Below are 18,097 nucleotides of genomic sequence, written 5' to 3'. Positions count from 1 at the left end.
AATGATCTTTGTTCATCCCGCTTTATTGTTTTTACTTTCTTAGATAGGTGACGGTTATTGACTTCTTCGGGGGGGCGCTATGCTTGAAGTACAAATTTGTAACTGAGCATGTATTCTGTGGCCACATAGCTGCAATTATTGAAGCAATATGATTAACTTAGTGCATTTTTAATTGCCACACTTGTGTGTTACAGCGCTTGGCATTGTTTAGGTGAGCTGATTTAAAGTGTTAAGTGATCTGATTTAAATCTTGAGCTCGAACATCATGATACAAAGGACGAAATATAATGAAAAAAACTACGCTCTCCCTTGCAATATTGCTGTCGATCGCCAGTGTTGCTGGCTGCCAATCACAGACAAATACAAGCGCACCCTCGGCTGTCGCAGAAGTTCAAGCCACATCCTTTGCACAATTTAGCAATACATTTATTGATTCCCTATGGGAGTTATCACCCACTTGGGCACTATACAGTGGTAAGCATGTCAATGATGGCTACCTTGATATACCGAATGAGGCCAGCCGTGCTAAAACCTTGGCTTTTGTTAACGTCCAACAGGCCGCTCTTGCCAAGTTTGATCAACAATCCCTAACGGCTAATGAGTTGATTGATTACCACTTAATCAATAACTTATTGGGTAGTATGGCATGGGACATCACGACTTTTAAATCCTGGCAGTGGGATCCCTCTAACTATAATGTTGCGGGTGGTTTTGCCCAGATTATTAACGAAAACTTTGCTCCGCTAGATGATAGATTACGTTCGGTGCTGGCGCGTATGGAAAATATTCCAGCTTATTACGCCGCGGCGCAGGCTAACATCAATCAGCCCACACTCGAACATACAGAACTTGCCGTCATGCAGAACCAAGGTGCATTCTCTGTTTTCTCCGATGATTTATTAAAGCAAGTTGCCGATTCTGGTCTAAGTGACAGCGAAAAAGCCCTATTTAAGACACGTTTCGATGCGGCAACAGTGGCAATCAACGAGCATATTTCATGGCTTAATAACCTCGTGGTGCAGCTTAAAAAAGACGGCGCTCGCAGCTTTAGGATTGGGGAAGCATTATACGAACAGAAGTTTGCCTTCGACATTCAAGCGGGGATGACAGCAAAACAACTCTACGAAAAGGCCGTGGCCGATAAAGAAAGAGTTCAAGGTGAAATGGCCAAGATCACCGATAAACTTTGGTCCAAATATTTCACTACGCCAAAACCGGTTGATAATAAAATCGCCATTCGCCAGTTAATTGATAAATTGTCATCTCAACATGTTAAACGTGATGATTTTGTGAATGAGGTCCGTAAACAAATTCCACAGCTAATCGAATTTGTTAATCAGAAAAACTTAGTGACCCTCGATCCTAAAAAACCTTTAGTGGTGCGTGAAACCCCTGAATATATGCGGGGCTTTGCGGGGGCATCTATCAGTGCCCCTGGTCCATATGAAAAATTAGGTAATACCTATTACAATGTGACACCACTCGATGATATGAGCGAAGAGTCCGCTGAAAGTTATTTGCGTGAATATAACCATTGGATTTTGCAGATCCTCAATATCCATGAGGCTATTCCTGGGCATTATACTCAACTGGTTTATTCTAATGAGTCGCCAAGCCTAGTGAAGAGTTTATTTGGTAATGGTGCTATGGTTGAAGGCTGGGCAGTATATACCGAACGCATGATGCTTGAGGAAGGCTACGGTAATTTTGAACCTGAAATGTGGTTGATGTATTACAAGTGGAACTTGAGAGTTATCTGCAATACGATTTTAGATTACAGCATCCATGTAAAAGGAATGACTGAAAAAGAGGCGATAGCCTTGATGATGGATGAAGCATTTCAGCAGCAAGCTGAAGCTGAAGGCAAGTGGCGCCGCGCAACACTAAGCCAAGTTCAGTTAACCAGTTATTATTCTGGTTATCGTGAGATCTATGATTTCCGTGAAGAATACAAAAAGGCCGAGGATAAGGGTTTTGATCTTAAAACCTTCCACGAAAAATTCTTAAGCTATGGCAGTGCGCCAGTGAAATATATTCGTCAGCTGATGCAAGATAAATAACACTTTAGGCTTAGGAGGCTCGATATTTTTATCTAGCCTCTTTTCTTTTACATTACCAAGATATCATTGACTAAGTGAGGTTAATCACCCCGATGTTACAGGGTAAATCTGCGTGTATATGAACAGCGCAAAAACACTTAAAGATGAGATTATTTTTTATTAGCTAACTCTGCCATTATGGCTAAGACATCCTCATAGGAAATGTTAAATTCCCGAGACAAATTGATAATCTTTGTTTTGTAGGTTTGAACATGTTCCTGCAATGCAAGTTGATGTTTCTTTTCTTCGACTAATTCGTTAACTGTTTCTTGCAATATCAATAGTCGACGTAAACTATAGTCGAGGGATTTGATATATTTTCCCATCTGTTGTTTGTTACGTGCTTGCTCAAGATCCGCTGAGACTTTTTTATCATATCCATATTCATCAAGAGCCGCGATTGCGCTCTGTAAATCAAGATCAGTAGTCATTTGGTTTTCGCTTTATAACAAAGAAAATAGAGGAACTAAATAATGAAATCACTTAGGTAAAAAACCTAAGAGGTTGTCACAGGACGTTAACTATCACAGATTATAATGTGAATGCTAATTTTCACCAAGCAATTAGAAGTCAAAATTAAATAAAAACTGTACCGTTTTTGCTTTGGTCTTGTCGAGGTCTACAATAATAGGTAGTCTAAACTTTTAATCTGCGCGGAGATTCAAATGCTTGATCTATTACCTGATTTATTCGATCACTACCCCACGAAGCTCACGCTATTACCGCTGGCTTTTACTGCATTTGGTGGGAAACGGCTTTTTTGGGGCGAAATTGTGACGGTGAAGTGTTTTGAAGACAACTCCAAAGTAAAAGAGGTGCTCGCACAGGATGGACAGGGCAAAGTGTTGGTTGTCGATGGTGGCGGTTCTGCTCGTCGAGCGCTACTCGGTGATCTTATTGCTCAAAGTGCGTTAGATCATGGCTGGCAGGGAGTGGTGATCAATGGCTATATCCGCGATGCGGCGAGATTGGCGACCTTTAACCTTGGAGTCTATGCATTAGGTGCTATGCCGATCAAGACAGATAAATTGAACCAAGGTCAAGTGAATGTGCCTATAGAAATAGGGGGCGTGATCGTTAAGCCTGGGATGATGATTTATGCGGATGAAAATGGGATCGCCATCAGCGAGGAGTCGTTGAACTTTGCCTTTTTAAATTAAGGCTGCTACATCAATGTAAGATGTTATTGATAAGGATGTTTATATGAAATTGATTAAATGGTTTTTGGCTATTTTGGTGGCCTTAGTATTAGTCGTTACCTTATATCTCACGGTATTTTTTGATCCGAATGACTTTAAACCTGAGATAGTCAACGCAGTGAAAAAACAAACGGGTCGAGAGTTAGTGATTAGTGATGATCTCTCATGGACATTTTTTCCGACTATTGGCATTAATTTAGGAGGGATTTCTCTCTCAAATCCTGAGGGATTTACACCTAAGTCAATGGTTGAAGTGAATAAAGCCATTGCGGAAGTGGCCTTGATGCCACTCCTTAGTAAAGAGATTGAAATTGCTCAAGTGAGCTTAGACGGCGCTAAAATCAATTTAGTTACCCGTAAGAATGGCAGTTCAAGTTTAGATGGGTTAACGGGAGATTCTGATGGTAAATCCAGCCCCTCCACTGAAACGGCCTCTAAAACTCAGCCTGCCAGTATCGAGGTGGGCGGTGTTTCTATCACCAACACTCAAATCAATATGATCGATGAGGCTAAGGGACTAACTCAAACATTCACGCTAGATAGCTTTACTTTAGGCGCATTTTCCCTCGATAAATTTGCCCCAATAGCCTACGAATTTACGGCTTCCTTAGCCGAGATGAAAGTGAGCAGTAAAGGGGAGGGTGAAGTTAAACTGAGCCGAGATTTCAATCAGTTAGTCATTGATAAATTCAACATTGACACTGTGATTGAAGGTGACAGTATCCCCAACAAAAAAGTGATCACCACAATTAGCCTAAATACCCAAATAGCCTTAGATAAAAAGCAACTGTCTGCGGATATTGTGAAGCTGAGTGCCGCGGATATGAGTGCTTCGGGCCAATTAGCACTGAATTACGGCGCGAAAGTACCGCAGATTGATGCTGATTTCCAAGTGGGTGATATCGATCTTGATGCTCTGATGCCAACAACGGAAACCTCTGAAGGAACTGCAAAAACGGCTCAGACAACCACCGCGAAAGCCTCAGAACCTGATTTGAGTGCGCTTAAGTCCCTCGATATGAAGCTTAAGTTGGCGGTGAAATCCATTAAGGTCGCCAATCTTTCCACACAAAACTGGCTGCTGGACTTAGGGATCAAAGGTGGAGTCGTTGACCTTAAACAACTGACCGCCGATTTGTACCAAGGCAAATTGCTGGTCAACGCGCAAGTGGATGCCCGTCAGGGAGTGGCGAGTTATCAATTTGATAAGCAAGTGACGGGTGTACAAGTTCGGCCGTTACTGCAAGATCTTGCCGAGGTGGATTTATTAGCTGGAACGGCCAATATTAATATCAAAGGAAAAGGTAAGAGCTTGATCCCTGAGCAGTTAAAGAAAAATCTGCTCGCTAATGGTCGCTTTGATATAACCGATGGCGCCCTCTATGGTGTCAATATTCCGCAGATGATCCGCAGTGCTCAGGCTAAGTTAAAGGGAGATTTATCGGCAGAAACGAAAGAGGAACGTAAAACCGATTTTTCGAGTCTGACGGGTAATTTTTCCGTTGAAGATGGTATAGCTACCAATCCCGATCTTGCTATGTCCTCACCCTTACTACGGTTAGCGGGCAAGGGCAATGCGAACATCTTGACGGAAACCCTAGATTATAAATTGACGACCAGTTTGGTTAATTCACTTAAAGGTCAGGGGGGAAGTGAGAAAGATGCCTTGGTGGGGATCGATATCCCATTAGCCATTACTGGGACTTTCCAGAAGCCAGAATATGCCTTGGATACTCAAGCATTACTCAACAATCAGTTGAAGGAAGAAACAGATAAGGCCAAGGAAAAGTTAAAGGATTCGCTGCTGAAAAAGTTAGGTGGCTTTTAATGGCACGCCCTAAAAGCCGTTCCCACTAGTCGAGCGCTTTCGTGCATAGCACTAACAACAAAGGCAGCGTCCTGAGGTTCGCTGCCTTTGCTTCTCTGTCGAGCTTAACCGTCAATCAATTAGGCGTTTAACTTGCTCTCATCAACCACCAGTTTTAACACTTGACCGGGTTGGATGTATTGCGATGGCGTTAAGCTGTTCCATTCTAATAACTCGGCTACCGTGACGTTAAACTTGCTGGCGATCCGCGCTAATGAATCACCGGATTTCACCTTATAACTCACTGTTCGAATTTGTTCAGCCGACACTGTAGCCTGTGGCGCTATTATGGTGAGCTGTTGTCCAGCATGCAGTTTGCTGTTTTTATTCAAATGATTCCATGCTGTTAGCTGTTTTATACTCACCTTATGATGGCGTGCAATTTCCCATAGGGTATCTCCAGATTGCACTTTGTAGGTCATCTGAGGACCCGTTGCCACAGCTCGCGTTTTCTTCGGGAGTTTTTGGCTCGTTGATATGGCATACAGCTGTTTATCATCCGCAGATACCGGGATGATCAAATGTCTACCTGCAACAATAGTATTGTTTTTCATACCATTAGCCGCACGAATTGCTGCAATGGTCGTATGATGATTTTTTGCGATAACCCCAATGCTATCGCCAGACTTAATGGTATATCTCAACCAACTGACCCGCGCTTCGCTCTCTGTTTCTGCGAGGGCTTTTTTGAATTCTTCAGATTTATCAATTGGTAGCACTAAAGTATGCGGTCCCAATGGCGAGGTTGCCCAACGGTTATAACCTGGATTGAGTTTTTGCAGCTCCAGGGTTGTCATATTGGCGAGCCCAGCTGCCATCGCAAGATCAATCTGGCTATCGATATCCACAACTTCAATAGAAGGACTGTTCTCAATTGGGGCTAAACTGATGCCATATTCATCCGCATGTTTGATGACTTCGGCAAGTGCGAGCAATTGAGGGACATAACGCTCGGTTTCTTTTGGTAAATTGAGAGACCAAAAATCGGTTTTTAGCCCTTTTTCCTCATTGCGTTTAATGGCATTGAGTACTCGGGATTCGCCCGAATTATAGGCGGCAAAGGCATAGAGCCAATTATTATTGGTTTTCTCATAGAGGTATTCCAACATATCCAACGCCGCAACTGTGGATGCCGGAACATCGCGGCGTCCGTCGTACCACCAGTTCATTTCTAGGCCAAAATGGTTGGCCATAGGCGTAGTAAATTGCCATAAACCCGAAGCTGCACTTGCCGATGAGGCCGAAGGATCGAAGGCACTTTCAATAATGGGCAATAGGGCGATTTCAATTGGAAGATGACGCTTTTCAAGCTCTTCCACGATCATATACATATAGGGTGCCGCACGCTCTGAAATAATTTCTAGGTGCTTTGGGTTCTTAATGTACCAATCACGGTATTGATTAACCAGTTTTTGATCCGGGATAGGTAATTGCATTCCCTGACGGATCCGTTCCCACACATCGTTAATTTGAGCCGATTCGGCTGGGGATGCGAGGTAATACTGTGGGACTGTATTTTCGATTGCGACGGTTTCAGCTTCTGGCTTAGTAACCTCGTGGTTGTCTAAGGTTTGACAACCAGTGAGCAGGGTAAATCCCCCTACTACAACATAAAGTGATACTCTCATGGAAAACGGTAGTCCTCTGTTAGTGCATTGTCAGGGCTTCATTTATGTCAGTTCTATTGTTAACCGAATAATTTTAATGAAGGTAATGACAACACAGAGCGCAAAGTATTCACGCAAAAACGAGCCATTCTATGGGATCTTTTCTATCTTGTCCCTTAATTATCTTACATAATGTAAGGCCATTTTTGACTTACATCATCAAAAATGGAAAAAACTGTATAAATTTCAATCTGAAATAAAACTGTTTCTGCTAAAAAATATCTTTCCACTGTCTAAGCAGGGTAAAGCAGGTGAGTTTATCTAATTTACTGGGATCTTGAACGCTGAAATGCTGTTTTATGCTACTCAATATATTGAGGTCATCTGTGCGTAAAAATGGATTAACAGCTTGTTCTAATGCAATGTTAGAGGGAATCGTTGCCTTACCTTGGGCACGCATATCAGCAGCTTGCTGAGCGTATGTCTTTAAAGCGGCGTTGTTTGGATCGACCGTTAGAGCAAATTTAAGATTAGCTAGGGTGTATTCATGGGCGCAGTAGACTTTGGTATTGGCGGGCAGGTTTGCCAGTTGGGTGAGAGAGTGGAGCATTTGCTGGGGCGTACCTTCAAACAAACGGCCACAGCCAGCGCTGAATAAAGTATCACCACAAAAAAGAGCATCTTCGATAACATAGGCTATATGGCCTGCGGTGTGGCCTGGAACGCTCAGTATTTGCATTTTATGCTTGAGGAAGGGAAGTGAGAGTTCCATCGTTGCGACGGGATCGAGTGGTACATTGATCCCGTTAATGGCTTCACTGTGTGGTCCATACACCTTGAGGACACTCTGGGTTGTTTGCTTTACGTATTCCACTAATTCCGCAATACCGTCCGTATGATCCCTATGGTGATGGGTGAGTAAAATGCCCGCAAGTTCTAGTCGATGAGACTCGATATGGGCAATGACCACTTTTGCATCGCCAGGGTCAACCACATAGACCTGAGCTAGAGTTCCTTGCCGTAACACCCAGATATAATTGTCATTAAAGGCATTAATCGCTGTTATAGTGAGCATAGGGTCACCTATGGCTGTATTTCGATTTAAAGATAAGGTTATTATCCACAAGTGGAAGGTGCTTGGCGACTGTTGTCGTTTTGATGAAAGCGATTGAATGGGGTGATGTTTATACTCAAACAACCTGAAGATGCTGAAACTCATATTTTCAGGTAGCTTGGGTATATGCCTAGCATGATCCCATATGGATTCATCTATGGCAGAGTTTTATGGTGGAAGGAGGAACTTTGTGTCGTATTTCAGTACTGAACGCAAACCCGAGCAATGGGAAGACTTGCCTAATGGTTCCACCTTACAGCAAGCTGTTGCTGAGAAGTTAGCCCATTGGTGGCCAAGAGTTTTTGGTTATCATTTGTTGAAGCTCGGCCCTTTAAGTGCAGCCCTGTCGAGTATGGAATCACCCGTTGCACACCACTTTTCCCTCACTGCCAGCGACAATGCATCCATAGTCGGGGATTTTTGTCATCTGCCGCTGCAAAATGGCGTTATAGATGCGGTGGTGATGAGTCTACTACTAGAGTTTGAGCCCGATCCCTACCGCATTTTACGTGAAACAGACAGAGTGCTTATCGCTGGGGGATATCTGTTTATTGTGGGGTTCAATCCGTTAAGTCCGATTTTTTTAGGCAAGCTATGGCCTAAATATCAAGATTGCCTCCCTTGGAATGGGCGTTTTTTTATGCCGTCACGGGTACGAGATTGGCTTGGTCTTTTAGGATATCAAGTGGTGAGTGACGAGCGTTTAGTGTATCACCCTTTAATTGGCGAGTTTAATGAAGGGCGTTTTATGCAGCAAACCTTGGCTTCTTGGTTGCCGAGTGCGGGCAGTTTATACCTGATTGTGGCGCGTAAATTAGAATCGCCATTAACGCCAATCCGCGATAAACGCAAAGTGTTGCAACCTAACTGGACCGCAGCACCTACGGCAGGACGTTCAGAACATTTATCCGAACATGTAAAATAACTCAGTGTATAAACGAGTGTGATATGCGAATTACCTTAAGGCAACTTGCTGTTTTTGAAGCTGTAGCACGCAATGGCCAAGTTGCTAAAGCAGCGGAGCAAGTCAATCTATCGCCTCCGGCCACTTCTATGGCATTGGCCGAATTAGAAAAACAACTCAATGCGCGTCTATTTGAACGGATTGGTAATCGACTGCAGCTGAATTCTCAGGGAAATTTATTATTGCCACTGGCAACGGAGTTGCTTCATCGAGTCGAACAAATTGAGCAGGCTTTTACCTCTCAAGGCGGGGATTTGGTGGGGCACTTAAGTGTCAGCGCCAGTTCAACTATCGGTAATTATCTCCTTGCAAAGGCGGCGGTGGCTTTTTGCCAGCAGCATACCCAAACCCATGTTGATGTGGCGATCACTAACACACAAGATGTGATCCAATCCGTGGCACAGTTCCGTTCGGAAATGGGATTTATCGAAGGGCATTGCACCGATAACCGTCTTAATGTTGAAGCATGGCATAAGGATAGATTATTGGTATTTTGCCATCCTGCACACCCTTTAGCCGGGCAAACCGTTACGCCTTCTATGGTGAGAGGTCAATCCTGGGTGCTTAGGGAGGAGGGCTCGGGTACGAGGGAATATTTTGTGAATGCGGCCAATGAGCTGGATATGCAGCCCGAGGCCAAGTTCTGCTTTACTACGCCCGATGCGATAAAACTTGCTGTTAAGCAAGGTGCGGGCTTAGGGGTATTATCTGAGCTCACACTGGATAAAGACATCAGTCGTAAGGAATTAGCCCTAGTGACAATTGAAGGCTTAGTCTTGGAGCGGCAATTTTATCGCATTACCCATAAGAGTCGCCAAGCGACGTCTTTAGGGCAAGCATTTGTACAATTTTGTGGAAATTTCTTTAATATTGCCTAGGCAAAATGGTGAGGGCATTGACCAAAGTAACCAAAACAGCTTGATACATTAAGGTTGGTAGCCTTCGTCAGCTTGGGTTGGGTTTGTTTCTGCGGCAGTTCGGGCGAGGATGTCGCAGCGTTCATTTTCCGCATGCCCCGCATGGCCTTTTACCCATTGCCAATCAATCCTATGTATTTGTGAGGCCTTATCGAGACGCTTCCACAAATCCACGTTTTTGACTGGCGTGCGGTTGGAAGTTATCCAGCCTTTTTTCTTCCAGTTGTGGATCCAAGTCATGATCCCTTGGCGCATATATTGGCTATCGCTGGTGAGCACCACGCGACAGGGCTCTTTTAAACTTTCCAGAGCGATGATAGGCGCCAGTAATTCCATGCGATTATTGGTTGTGAGGGCAAAACCGTCGGACATCTCCTTTGTATGGCCTTTATAATTCATTACAATGCCATAACCACCAGGACCGGGGTTGCCTAAGCAAGAGCCGTCGGTGAAGATGTGGATCAGTTTTAGTTCAGTCATCGAATTGTTACCATTACCGAGAATTTCGGCCGAGTATAACTAAAAATTGTCATAAGAAGCGCATAAAAGTATGAATATTATCTCAAACGCCAGTCGTCAGATTATTCTGGATACTGAAACTACTGGTATGAACCAGGGCAGTGGTGCCGTCTATTTGGGGCACAGAATTATCGAAATCGGCTGCGTTGAAGTCATCAACCGTCGCCTGACTGGACGCTATTTTCACCAGTATATTAATCCTGGACAAGCTATCGATCCCGAAGCTATTGCGGTGCACGGTATTACCGATGAGCGCGTCGCGCATGAGCCGCGGTTCCACCAAGTTGCCCAGCAATTTATTGAGTTTATTGACGGTGCTGAAATTGTCGCCCATAACGCAAACTTCGACGTGAGCTTTATGGACCATGAGTTTTCATTACTGCAACCCCAAGGTCCGAAAACGGCCAGTATTTGTGACATTCTCGATACCTTAGAAATTGCCAAGTTTTTACACCCAGGGCAGAAAAATAACCTCGATGCCCTGTGTAAACGCTACGGTATAGATAACTCCCGCCGTCAGTACCATGGCGCATTATTGGATGCCGAGATCCTCGCCGACGTCTACTTAACCATGACGGGTGGTCAAACTAAATTCAATTTATCAAACGAAGAAGTCGGGCAGGAAGCGGGCGGGATCCAAAGATTCGATCCTAATTCACTTAATCTTAAAGTGATCAGCGCTTCGGCCGATGAACTAGTCATGCATGAACAACGCCTTGATTTAGTCGCAAAATCAGGAAAATGCCTCTGGAGAGGATAGATAATCTGTTATGACCATATCGCTCCACACAACCCTGTTCAAGATTGGTTTACTGCTAAGCACTCTATTCGCCAGCGCCGTTATATGGGCGGTGGATAAGCCTGAGCCTGTTGCTAACGCGAATATTTCCACTAACGTGCAGACACCCACAGTAAAAGTGGTGTCATTAGATACCGCGTCGGAGCTTAAAAATCGCTTTAGGATCGACCATATGGTCAGCAGCATGACCCTATTGGTGGAGCGTGAATATGGGTCTGCACCCGTGGTGGTAGTGCTTCCCGATGGCAGTAAGTGGTACGCCAGTCGTCACCCCGAAACCGTAAAATGGGTTGACGGTATTACCGGTGACATGATTTACATTGAATCGCCACAACCAGGGCCTTGGCAGTTGGTCGGCAAGGTCGTACCTGGCTCTAAGATCAAGAAAGTCTCTAAGCTTGAAATCGAAGTTCAGCCGTTGCCACAACCGCTCTTCCAGGGAGAACAGGTCAAAATTGTTGCCAAGCTAATGGGAGATGCTGAGCGCGTCCGTATGCCAGGCTTAGATTATCTGGTTGAGTGGACGGCACATTTTGTGAGTAAGCATAGGGCGGGGGATGAAAACTTTGCCGCGGGCGATATCATTGCTGGTTCCTATAAGGACAGTGGCGAAAAGCTCGATGAAACGCCCGATGATGGGCTATTTACCAGTGACATTAATCTTAGACAGCCCTGGGGTGAATATGATTTTGTGGTTCAAGCGCGTAATAACGTGTTTGAGCGGCAAATCTCTTTTCCTTTTTCCTTATCTGCGCGTCCGATAAATGCAGAGGTTATTACCCCAGAAGATCCCTTGACGGGCCAATGGAAAATCATGCTGCATGTAGATAGTACAGTGTTGCAGCTAGCTGAAACCCATTTTTCATTTGAATTGGTCGGCCCTGCTGGGCTACAACTGCCTGTTGTGCTTAATGGACTAACAGAACCCGACACTGAGTTGATATTACCACCCGTTTCTGAGTTTGGCAGTTATCGCATTAAGGGTTTTGCAGCGACAACAACGCACACTGGTCGTGAAATTGTGCTCGATTTGCCTGAACTCTTTTTTAACCTCGTACAACCGCCTGAGCCCCCGCCCAGTCCTGAGGTGTTAGCGGCCATTGCCGCCCAAAAAGCCGCAGAAGAAGAGGCGCTGGCGAAACAAGATGCCATGTTCTGGATCATTAGCATCAATGCGGTGTTATTGATTTTAGGGGTGTTAGGTTTAATTGTATGGCGTAAGCGTCAGAGCCTTGCTCAAGCATTAGCCGCTGCGGAGCAACGTCTGTTGGATGAAGCCGCGGAAAATAAACCCGCAGCACTTTCCCACGATGAAATCGACCTGACTATGCCCGATGAAACCGATAATGATCGATAAAACAGAGCATGACCTTTGAGAGTTTAAGGGGCTTAATAGCAAGTTATTTGAATGAATATGAAGATATTTTATTCATCAGTCAGTGTTTTTAGATTAGGTTGGCGAAATTTTAACTAAACGATATAGGGGAGTGAAAAAAACGGTTGACGCTAACAAGGCTCGACCGTATTATTCTCCGCAACTTGAGTGGAGCGGTAGTTCAGTTGGTTAGAATACCGGCCTGTCACGCCGGGGGTCGCGGGTTCGAGTCCCGTCCGCTCCGCCAGTCAAGTTATTGAAAGTTAAAATTATAGTGCTCTAGTAGCGGTATAATAAAAGTTTGGAGCGGTAGTTCAGTTGGTTAGAATACCGGCCTGTCACGCCGGGGGTCGCGGGTTCGAGTCCCGTCCGCTCCGCCAACATTCATGAAGCCCATGCTATTAAATAGCATGGACTTTTTGATTTTTCACCAGTTCCTATCTCATTTCTTTCTTCGTGACCGTGACCAAAATGTGACCATTTGATGACCTCTGCTTAATTTTAACCTAGGGTCAATTTAACGTTTTGTCACATAATTGCTGTGTTCAGTCTTTTACTTCCTATGCTTTCTTAATACATCAATTCTTAATTAGGCTTGTCGTGAGTTCAAGACAATATTTAATCTTTACTCGATTGTTCTCCGCTGTGTTTCGAAAACATTACTGATGAACAATGTTGTATTTGCTCTGACATGCCTCATTCTGAGTGACGACCCAACAAAACGGTTTAATATTACGAGCCTAGACGACCAAATTCTTGTCATGATATAAAGTACCCACAAAGTCGATTTAAATTTATATTCTAAATCAAATTGTTAAATAAATTCGCCCCTATTTATATACAGTCAGCACGACTTATTGCGAAAGTCGTCAATAGCAAAATCGATGAGTGCTCTTACTTTTTTAGGTACAAGGTTATGCGATAAATAGACAGCGTAAAGGGGAGATGTTTTCATTGCATAATCGCTAAGCAGTGGCGTTAACATTTTGGATTCAATTTCTGCCTGCAAAACAAAACTTGGGCATAAGGCAATGCCTCGTCCATTAAGTGCCCACTCTTTTGCTATTCTTGCGCTGTTTACCAACAAGTTTCTGCTTGGTGCAAATGTGTATTCTTCAGCATCTTTGTAAAAAGACCAACGTCTTGCATCTCGTCTATTCGTATCGACAATGCAAGTATGCATTTTCAAGTCTGCTGGAGTTTCTGGCGCTTTGTTCTTTGAAAGGTAATCGGCACTAGCAACCAATAAGCTGGTTATTTCTCCAAGTTTACGTGCCTTCAACGTTACTATGTCAGGCTCTCCAACTCTAAATGCTAAATCAAAGCCTTCCTTAGCGAGATCGACATGTTCATCACTCAAACGCAGATCAATTGCAAGCTTAGGATGCAGTGTAGAAAAGCGACTTAAAATATCACTGATAAACATTTCCCCAAATGTCACAGGTGCAGCGATTCTCAAAACGCCTGTTAAGCCTTGAGAATCATCTGATATAGAGCCAAGAAGCTCATCCAGTTCATCGAGTATTGCGGGGGCCTTTGCTAGTAACTCTTGTCCACTGGGTGTAACCCCCACTTTTCGTGTCGTCCTTTGTAGTAGCAGTACACCTAACTTTTCTTCAAGTTGAGCAACATATTTAGACGTTAACCGATTTGAGATACCTAGCTGTTCGGCAGCGTCTGTAAAAGAACCTGTTTGTGCCGTTGCCACGAATGCTTTAAGCCCATCAATAAGATCCATAGATATCTCGATTAAGAACATTTTGTTGGTATTCAATCTACATAATCAACATTGTGTTGTCAAAGATAGAGGTAGATACTTTTTACATGGCAAATGCCAATTAAATTAATTTTTAAATAGTCGGAGAAAAGTCATGAATATCGCAATTATTGGTTCAGGAAATATTGGTTCTGGTTTAGCAAAAACATTTGGTGCAACTTCACATGGTGTCGTCGTTGCATCACGTGATATCGAAGGTGCACGTGGTCTTGCAGAAACATTAATTAAAGAGGGTATTCGCGTTCAAGCGAGTGATATTGCAACAGCAGTGAAGAATGCCGAGATTGTCATGTTAGCCATTCCATACGCTGCCGTAAACGAGTTGGCTTCAGCAGCTGATTTCGGCGGTAAAGTCGTTATTGACGTTACCAACCCTGTTAAAGCGGATTTTTCTGGGATCACAGTAGGTTTTGATTCTTCAGCCGCAGAAGAAATTCAAAAACTAATGCCAAAAGCAAAGGTAGTGAAGGCGTTTAATACTGTTTTTGCTCAAATTTATGACCAAGGTTTAGATTTCAACGGTCGAGCGGTGCCAGCTTTTGTAGCGGCTGATGATGAAGATGCAAAGGGGATAGTCATGAAAGTAGCAAAAGAAGCAGGCTTTGATGCAGTCGACGCTGGGGGGCTTATCAATGCGCGTTACTTAGAGCCTCTTGCATATTTAAATATTCATTTCGGTTACATGGCTGGACAAGGCACTCAGATTGCACCTGCCTGGTTAGCAAGATAATCATAGCCCTAATGGAGGATATAACCATGATTGAATTAAAGACAGCACCCTATGCAGCATTGTTGCTTCGAATCGCCACTGGTGTCTTATTCTTGGCTCATGGCTTAACAAAGGTTTTCGTGTTCACTATACCCGGGACCGTTGCTTACTTTGAAAGTCTTGGCTTTCCGGCAATTTTCGCCTATTTGACGATTTTTGCTGAGTTAGGGGGAGGATTGGCTCTTATTTTAGGTGTTGCAACTAGAGCTGTTTCACTTGTTCTGTTACCTGTATTGCTGGGCGCGGTGTGGGTACATAGCAGCAACGGTTGGATGTTTACTAATCAAGGTGGGGGATGGGAATACCCGCTATTTTGGGCAACAGCACAAGCATCACTCATACTATTGGGCAGCGGTGCGTATGCTCTAAAGCACCCCATGATAAGCAAATTGCTAGGAAAGTATGCATGACTAAGGTAGGTGCTGCGTAAGGTAGCACCTCTTTATATTTGATTAATCAAAGTAGGTACCTAATGAGCCTTACATCTTCTCTTCAAGCGCTAAAATCTCGCTTTAAATTATCTGAAAGAATGCCTACCTTATTTTTGGGGCATGGTAGTCCAATGAACGCAATTGAACATAATCAATACAGCCAGAGTTGGAAAGACTTAGGACGTTCGCTACCTAAACCTCAGGCAATATTAGTCATTTCAGCCCACTGGATGACAAATGGGACAACGCTTGTTGATGTGTCCGCGGTACCTAGGACAATTCATGACTTTTATGGATTTCCAGAACAACTTAATAACAAACAATATCCAGCTAATGGGCATCCTGGCTTAGCAAAAGAAGTTGCAGCAATGTTAGCAACTTTCAATGTTAACACCGATGAGAGTTGGGGCCTTGATCATGGAGCTTGGTCTGTTTTGGATTCACTTTTTTCCAGATGCGGACGTGCCCGTTTTTCAGCTATCGATAGATTTAACCAAAGATTTGCAATGGCACTTTGACATCGGCAAAGAGCTATCTCAATTACGTGACAGAGGAGTGCTCATTCTAGGTTCTGGCAATATTGTTCATAACTTACGAGCCTTAAGGTTTGATGGCAAAGTACATGATTGGGCAATTGAGTTTGATGATTTCGTAAAACAAAAACTGGACGTAAGAAACTTTAGTCCACTTATTGATACCCACTCAATGGATCGGCTCATGAACATATCAAACCCGACACTAGAGCATTACATTCCCGCCATCACTATTGCTGGTACATCAAATAGTAAAGATGAACTTTTCTATACGACTGAAGGTATAGATCTGGGTTCACTCTCTATGCGCTCATTCATTTTTCACAGCGCATAGAATATGTCGGGATTAATAACGTGAGTGGTAAATAAACTGAAGGATTTGAAATTATTGTTGCAATATCAGATCTCGGCTATCCAGTCTGCAAATGCGCGCACGGCGGGAGAAAGGAATCGCTGATGCGGATAAAGCAAATTTATAGGTACTGAAGGGGGTTGCCAGTCTTTAAGGACTTCGATTAGCCTTCCTTCCTGCAAGTGCTCTGACACAACCCTTTCAGCAAGTTGACCCAGTCCATAGCCCTCTAGACACATTTTGATATACAGCCCCGTTTCATTCACCGCTACTGCACCGCTGACTGGTACGGTGAGGGGCTCTGTGCCTCTAACAAAACGCATTTCGTTCGCATGCCTAGTTTGGTTTGAAAAATAGTGGATTGCCTTATGCTCGGACAGTTCTTCAGGCGATTGCGGAACACCGTTTTGCCTAAGATATTCAGGTGATGCACAGGTTACCCAGCGAAACCTGCCCAATGGTCGGGCAACCAGAGTGGAATTATTAAGTTCTCCCAATCTGATCACGCAGTCTACACCCTCTTGAACGAGATCGATCTGCCGATCGTTCACACCTATCATCAGGTAGATATCCGGGTATCGCTCATGAAATTCTTTTAATTTGGGCATGACAATGAAATGGGCAATCCCACTGGGCATATCAACCCGCAAACGACCTTGTGGTCGTCTAACAGCATCTGTCAAGCTGGATTCTGCATGCTCGATTAATGAGAGTATTTCCTGACACTGTGCAAGATACTGTAAACCTTCAGGGGTGAGGCTCACCCGCCGAGTGGTCCGGTTCAGCAGGCGCACCTGTAAGTATTTCTCCAGATTTTTAATGGTGCTAGTGACTGTTGATGAGGGCAGTGAAAGCGTTTGCGCCGCGCGCACGAAACTTTCCGCTTCAGCAACCCGCATAAAGATTTGCATAGCCTGAATACGATCCATTGTCCTTCTTCCTAGCCGATAAATCTGCTTAACATCATTATTCGTAGATTATGAATTATGAAAACACTTTAAGCATCTTTTTCGTGTTAATAGCGTGGTGTACTGTTTTTGCTGTCGATTAAGCAATAAACAATGATCCCGTTAGAGGCAGTAAATTTATGAGTAACATTCTTATTATCAATGGTGCCAAACGTTTTGAATTTGCCAAAGGAGAGTTAAACACGCTCTATGTCAACACAGCACGAGAGGTTTTAAGCAAGCTTGGGCATACAGTATCGGTTACAAACGCTGACAGTGATTTTGATCCTAATAGCGAGATAGCAAAAATCCTTAACAACGATGTATTGATTTATCAGATGCCAGGATGGTGGATGGGTGAACCATGGACAGTAAAAAAATGGATCGATGAGGTGTTCACCGCAGGTCATGGTGCACTGTACGAAAGTGATGGTCGTACACGCGCGGATGCGTCCAAAAAATATGGTTCAGGCGGCCTTCTTCAGGATAAAAAATACATGCTCTCTCTGACATGGAATGCACCCTTAGAAGCATTTAATGATCCGGAACAATTCTTTGAAGGTCAGGGCGTAGACGGGGTATACCTACATTTTCATAAAGCCAATCAGTTTTTGGGGATGGAAGCACTGAGCACCTTTATCACAAATGATGTGGTCAAAGCGCCGGATGTTGAAAATGAAATCAAGCGTTTCAGCGATCATCTTAAAGCTATCTTTTCTTAAGTCGTTATAAAAGAAACCCCTCTTTAGGGCTGTCTGCATAGCCTTTGAAAAACCCTATTCATCAGCGATTCTTACGCCTCGCAGGGTATCCACCCAGCGGGTGAGC

General features: G+C 43.9%; 18 protein-coding genes and 2 tRNA genes. 14 read left to right on the top strand and 6 right to left on the bottom strand.

Annotated features, from left to right (window positions below):
* Nucleotides 1–287: 287 nt before the first annotated feature.
* A complete protein-coding gene (locus SOHN41_RS10020; RefSeq protein ID WP_007648426.1) occupies nt 288–2,060 on the top strand; it encodes a DUF885 domain-containing protein in 1,773 nt (590 codons plus the stop codon).
* Between the two features lie 149 nt (nt 2,061–2,209).
* Here the strand turns inward: SOHN41_RS10020 and SOHN41_RS10015 are convergent, their stop codons facing one another.
* Entirely contained in the window at nt 2,210–2,530 is a 321-nt protein-coding gene (locus tag SOHN41_RS10015; RefSeq protein ID WP_007648425.1) for a hypothetical protein, read from the bottom strand.
* Nucleotides 2,531–2,764: 234 nt separating this feature from the next.
* Here SOHN41_RS10015 and SOHN41_RS10010 point away from each other — a divergent pair, with 234 nt between their 5' ends.
* Together SOHN41_RS10010 and SOHN41_RS10005 are read left to right on the top strand one after the other, a co-directional pair.
* Nucleotides 2,765–3,259, top strand: a complete 495-nt coding sequence (locus SOHN41_RS10010) for a putative 4-hydroxy-4-methyl-2-oxoglutarate aldolase (protein WP_007648424.1) — start codon at nt 2,765–2,767, stop codon at nt 3,257–3,259.
* 43 nt (nt 3,260–3,302) lie between these two features.
* Nucleotides 3,303–5,126, top strand: a complete 1,824-nt coding sequence (locus SOHN41_RS10005; RefSeq protein WP_007648423.1) for an AsmA family protein — start codon at nt 3,303–3,305, stop codon at nt 5,124–5,126.
* Nucleotides 5,127–5,245: 119 nt separating this feature from the next.
* Here SOHN41_RS10005 and SOHN41_RS10000 read toward each other — a convergent pair whose 3' ends face one another.
* Together SOHN41_RS10000 and gloB are read right to left on the bottom strand one after the other, a co-directional pair.
* A complete protein-coding gene (locus SOHN41_RS10000; RefSeq protein ID WP_007648422.1) occupies nt 5,246–6,793 on the bottom strand; it encodes a LysM peptidoglycan-binding domain-containing protein in 1,548 nt (515 codons plus the stop codon).
* Between the two features lie 250 nt (nt 6,794–7,043).
* Nucleotides 7,044–7,847: a hydroxyacylglutathione hydrolase gene (gloB, locus tag SOHN41_RS09995; protein WP_007648420.1), complete on the bottom strand. Its 804-nt coding sequence runs from the start codon at nt 7,845–7,847 to the stop codon at nt 7,044–7,046.
* A 229-nt stretch (nt 7,848–8,076) separates the two neighbouring features.
* Here gloB and SOHN41_RS09990 point away from each other — a divergent pair, with 229 nt between their 5' ends.
* Together SOHN41_RS09990 and SOHN41_RS09985 are read left to right on the top strand one after the other, a co-directional pair.
* Nucleotides 8,077–8,811 carry a class I SAM-dependent methyltransferase gene (locus SOHN41_RS09990; RefSeq protein ID WP_007648418.1) on the top strand — a complete coding sequence of 245 codons (735 nt, stop codon included), beginning with the start codon at nt 8,077–8,079 and terminating at the stop codon, nt 8,809–8,811.
* Nucleotides 8,812–8,834: 23 nt separating this feature from the next.
* Nucleotides 8,835–9,728, top strand: coding sequence for a LysR substrate-binding domain-containing protein (locus SOHN41_RS09985; RefSeq protein ID WP_007648416.1), 894 nt, complete (start codon nt 8,835–8,837; stop codon nt 9,726–9,728).
* 48 nt (nt 9,729–9,776) lie between these two features.
* Here SOHN41_RS09985 and rnhA read toward each other — a convergent pair whose 3' ends face one another.
* A complete protein-coding gene (rnhA, locus tag SOHN41_RS09980) occupies nt 9,777–10,247 on the bottom strand; it encodes a ribonuclease HI (RefSeq protein ID WP_007648414.1) in 471 nt (156 codons plus the stop codon).
* A gap of 70 nt (nt 10,248–10,317) precedes the next feature.
* Between rnhA and dnaQ the strand changes: the two genes are divergently transcribed.
* The 4 genes from dnaQ (at nt 10,318) to SOHN41_RS09960 (ending at nt 12,840) form a co-directional block, all read left to right on the top strand.
* Nucleotides 10,318–11,046: a DNA polymerase III subunit epsilon gene (gene dnaQ / locus SOHN41_RS09975; RefSeq protein WP_007648412.1), complete on the top strand. Its 729-nt coding sequence runs from the start codon at nt 10,318–10,320 to the stop codon at nt 11,044–11,046.
* Nucleotides 11,047–11,056: 10 nt separating this feature from the next.
* The gene (locus SOHN41_RS09970) at nt 11,057–12,442 is read left to right on the top strand and encodes a TIGR03503 family protein (RefSeq protein WP_007648410.1); all 1,386 of its coding nucleotides are present in this window, start codon (nt 11,057–11,059) and stop codon (nt 12,440–12,442) included.
* A gap of 188 nt (nt 12,443–12,630) precedes the next feature.
* Nucleotides 12,631–12,707 (top strand) — tRNA-Asp (locus tag SOHN41_RS09965).
* A 56-nt stretch (nt 12,708–12,763) separates the two neighbouring features.
* Nucleotides 12,764–12,840, top strand: a tRNA-Asp gene (locus SOHN41_RS09960).
* A gap of 464 nt (nt 12,841–13,304) precedes the next feature.
* On the opposite strand, the gene SOHN41_RS09955 is transcribed toward SOHN41_RS09960, so the two are convergent.
* On the bottom strand, nt 13,305–14,198 hold the full coding sequence (locus tag SOHN41_RS09955; RefSeq protein ID WP_037458739.1) for a LysR family transcriptional regulator: 894 nt from the start codon (nt 14,196–14,198) through the stop codon (nt 13,305–13,307).
* Between the two features lie 133 nt (nt 14,199–14,331).
* Between SOHN41_RS09955 and SOHN41_RS09950 the strand changes: the two genes are divergently transcribed.
* From SOHN41_RS09950 to SOHN41_RS20510, 4 genes are all read left to right on the top strand, one after another.
* Nucleotides 14,332–14,967 carry an NADPH-dependent F420 reductase gene (locus SOHN41_RS09950; protein ID WP_007648406.1) on the top strand — a complete coding sequence of 212 codons (636 nt, stop codon included), beginning with the start codon at nt 14,332–14,334 and terminating at the stop codon, nt 14,965–14,967.
* Nucleotides 14,968–14,993: 26 nt separating this feature from the next.
* The gene (locus SOHN41_RS09945) at nt 14,994–15,416 is read left to right on the top strand and encodes a DoxX family protein (RefSeq protein ID WP_007648404.1); all 423 of its coding nucleotides are present in this window, start codon (nt 14,994–14,996) and stop codon (nt 15,414–15,416) included.
* A 62-nt stretch (nt 15,417–15,478) separates the two neighbouring features.
* On the top strand, nt 15,479–15,955 hold the full coding sequence (locus SOHN41_RS20515; RefSeq protein WP_272941536.1) for a dioxygenase: 477 nt from the start codon (nt 15,479–15,481) through the stop codon (nt 15,953–15,955).
* The gene (locus SOHN41_RS20510) at nt 15,855–16,304 is read left to right on the top strand and encodes a dioxygenase (protein WP_272941535.1); all 450 of its coding nucleotides are present in this window, start codon (nt 15,855–15,857) and stop codon (nt 16,302–16,304) included. The genes SOHN41_RS20515 and SOHN41_RS20510 overlap by 101 nt, the downstream gene beginning before the upstream one ends.
* A gap of 65 nt (nt 16,305–16,369) precedes the next feature.
* Here SOHN41_RS20510 and SOHN41_RS09935 read toward each other — a convergent pair whose 3' ends face one another.
* On the bottom strand, nt 16,370–17,251 hold the full coding sequence (locus SOHN41_RS09935; protein ID WP_007648400.1) for a LysR family transcriptional regulator: 882 nt from the start codon (nt 17,249–17,251) through the stop codon (nt 16,370–16,372).
* Between the two features lie 158 nt (nt 17,252–17,409).
* Between SOHN41_RS09935 and SOHN41_RS09930 the strand changes: the two genes are divergently transcribed.
* On the top strand, nt 17,410–17,991 hold the full coding sequence (locus tag SOHN41_RS09930) for an NAD(P)H-dependent oxidoreductase (RefSeq protein WP_007648399.1): 582 nt from the start codon (nt 17,410–17,412) through the stop codon (nt 17,989–17,991).
* The last annotated feature ends 106 nt before the right edge of the window (nt 17,992–18,097 follow it).

Origin of the sequence: Shewanella sp. HN-41 (assembly GCF_000217915.1) — a bacterium.
In the GTDB taxonomy this organism is placed as follows: domain Bacteria; phylum Pseudomonadota; class Gammaproteobacteria; order Enterobacterales; family Shewanellaceae; genus Shewanella.
This window is presented reverse-complemented; position numbering and strand designations above follow the sequence as displayed.

Bases quoted from the DNA above. Each gene is read 5' to 3' on its own strand.
- SOHN41_RS10020 (WP_007648426.1), top strand. From the start codon at position 288: ATGAAAAAAACTACGCTCTCCCTTGCAATATTGCTGTCGATCGCCAGT.
- SOHN41_RS10015 (WP_007648425.1), bottom strand. From the start codon at position 2,530: ATGACTACTGATCTTGATTTACAGAGCGCAATCGCGGCTCTTGATGAA.
- SOHN41_RS10010 (WP_007648424.1), top strand. From the start codon at position 2,765: ATGCTTGATCTATTACCTGATTTATTCGATCACTACCCCACGAAGCTC.
- SOHN41_RS10005 (WP_007648423.1), top strand. From the start codon at position 3,303: ATGAAATTGATTAAATGGTTTTTGGCTATTTTGGTGGCCTTAGTATTA.
- SOHN41_RS10000 (WP_007648422.1), bottom strand. From the start codon at position 6,793: ATGAGAGTATCACTTTATGTTGTAGTAGGGGGATTTACCCTGCTCACT.
- gloB (WP_007648420.1), bottom strand. From the start codon at position 7,847: ATGCTCACTATAACAGCGATTAATGCCTTTAATGACAATTATATCTGG.
- SOHN41_RS09985 (WP_007648416.1), top strand. From the start codon at position 8,835: ATGCGAATTACCTTAAGGCAACTTGCTGTTTTTGAAGCTGTAGCACGC.
- rnhA (WP_007648414.1), bottom strand. From the start codon at position 10,247: ATGACTGAACTAAAACTGATCCACATCTTCACCGACGGCTCTTGCTTA.
- dnaQ (WP_007648412.1), top strand. From the start codon at position 10,318: ATGAATATTATCTCAAACGCCAGTCGTCAGATTATTCTGGATACTGAA.
- SOHN41_RS09970 (WP_007648410.1), top strand. From the start codon at position 11,057: ATGACCATATCGCTCCACACAACCCTGTTCAAGATTGGTTTACTGCTA.
- SOHN41_RS09955 (WP_037458739.1), bottom strand. From the start codon at position 14,198: ATGGATCTTATTGATGGGCTTAAAGCATTCGTGGCAACGGCACAAACA.
- SOHN41_RS09950 (WP_007648406.1), top strand. From the start codon at position 14,332: ATGAATATCGCAATTATTGGTTCAGGAAATATTGGTTCTGGTTTAGCA.
- SOHN41_RS09945 (WP_007648404.1), top strand. From the start codon at position 14,994: ATGATTGAATTAAAGACAGCACCCTATGCAGCATTGTTGCTTCGAATC.
- SOHN41_RS20515 (WP_272941536.1), top strand. From the start codon at position 15,479: ATGAGCCTTACATCTTCTCTTCAAGCGCTAAAATCTCGCTTTAAATTA.
- SOHN41_RS20510 (WP_272941535.1), top strand. From the start codon at position 15,855: ATGGAGCTTGGTCTGTTTTGGATTCACTTTTTTCCAGATGCGGACGTG.
- SOHN41_RS09935 (WP_007648400.1), bottom strand. From the start codon at position 17,251: ATGGATCGTATTCAGGCTATGCAAATCTTTATGCGGGTTGCTGAAGCG.
- SOHN41_RS09930 (WP_007648399.1), top strand. From the start codon at position 17,410: ATGAGTAACATTCTTATTATCAATGGTGCCAAACGTTTTGAATTTGCC.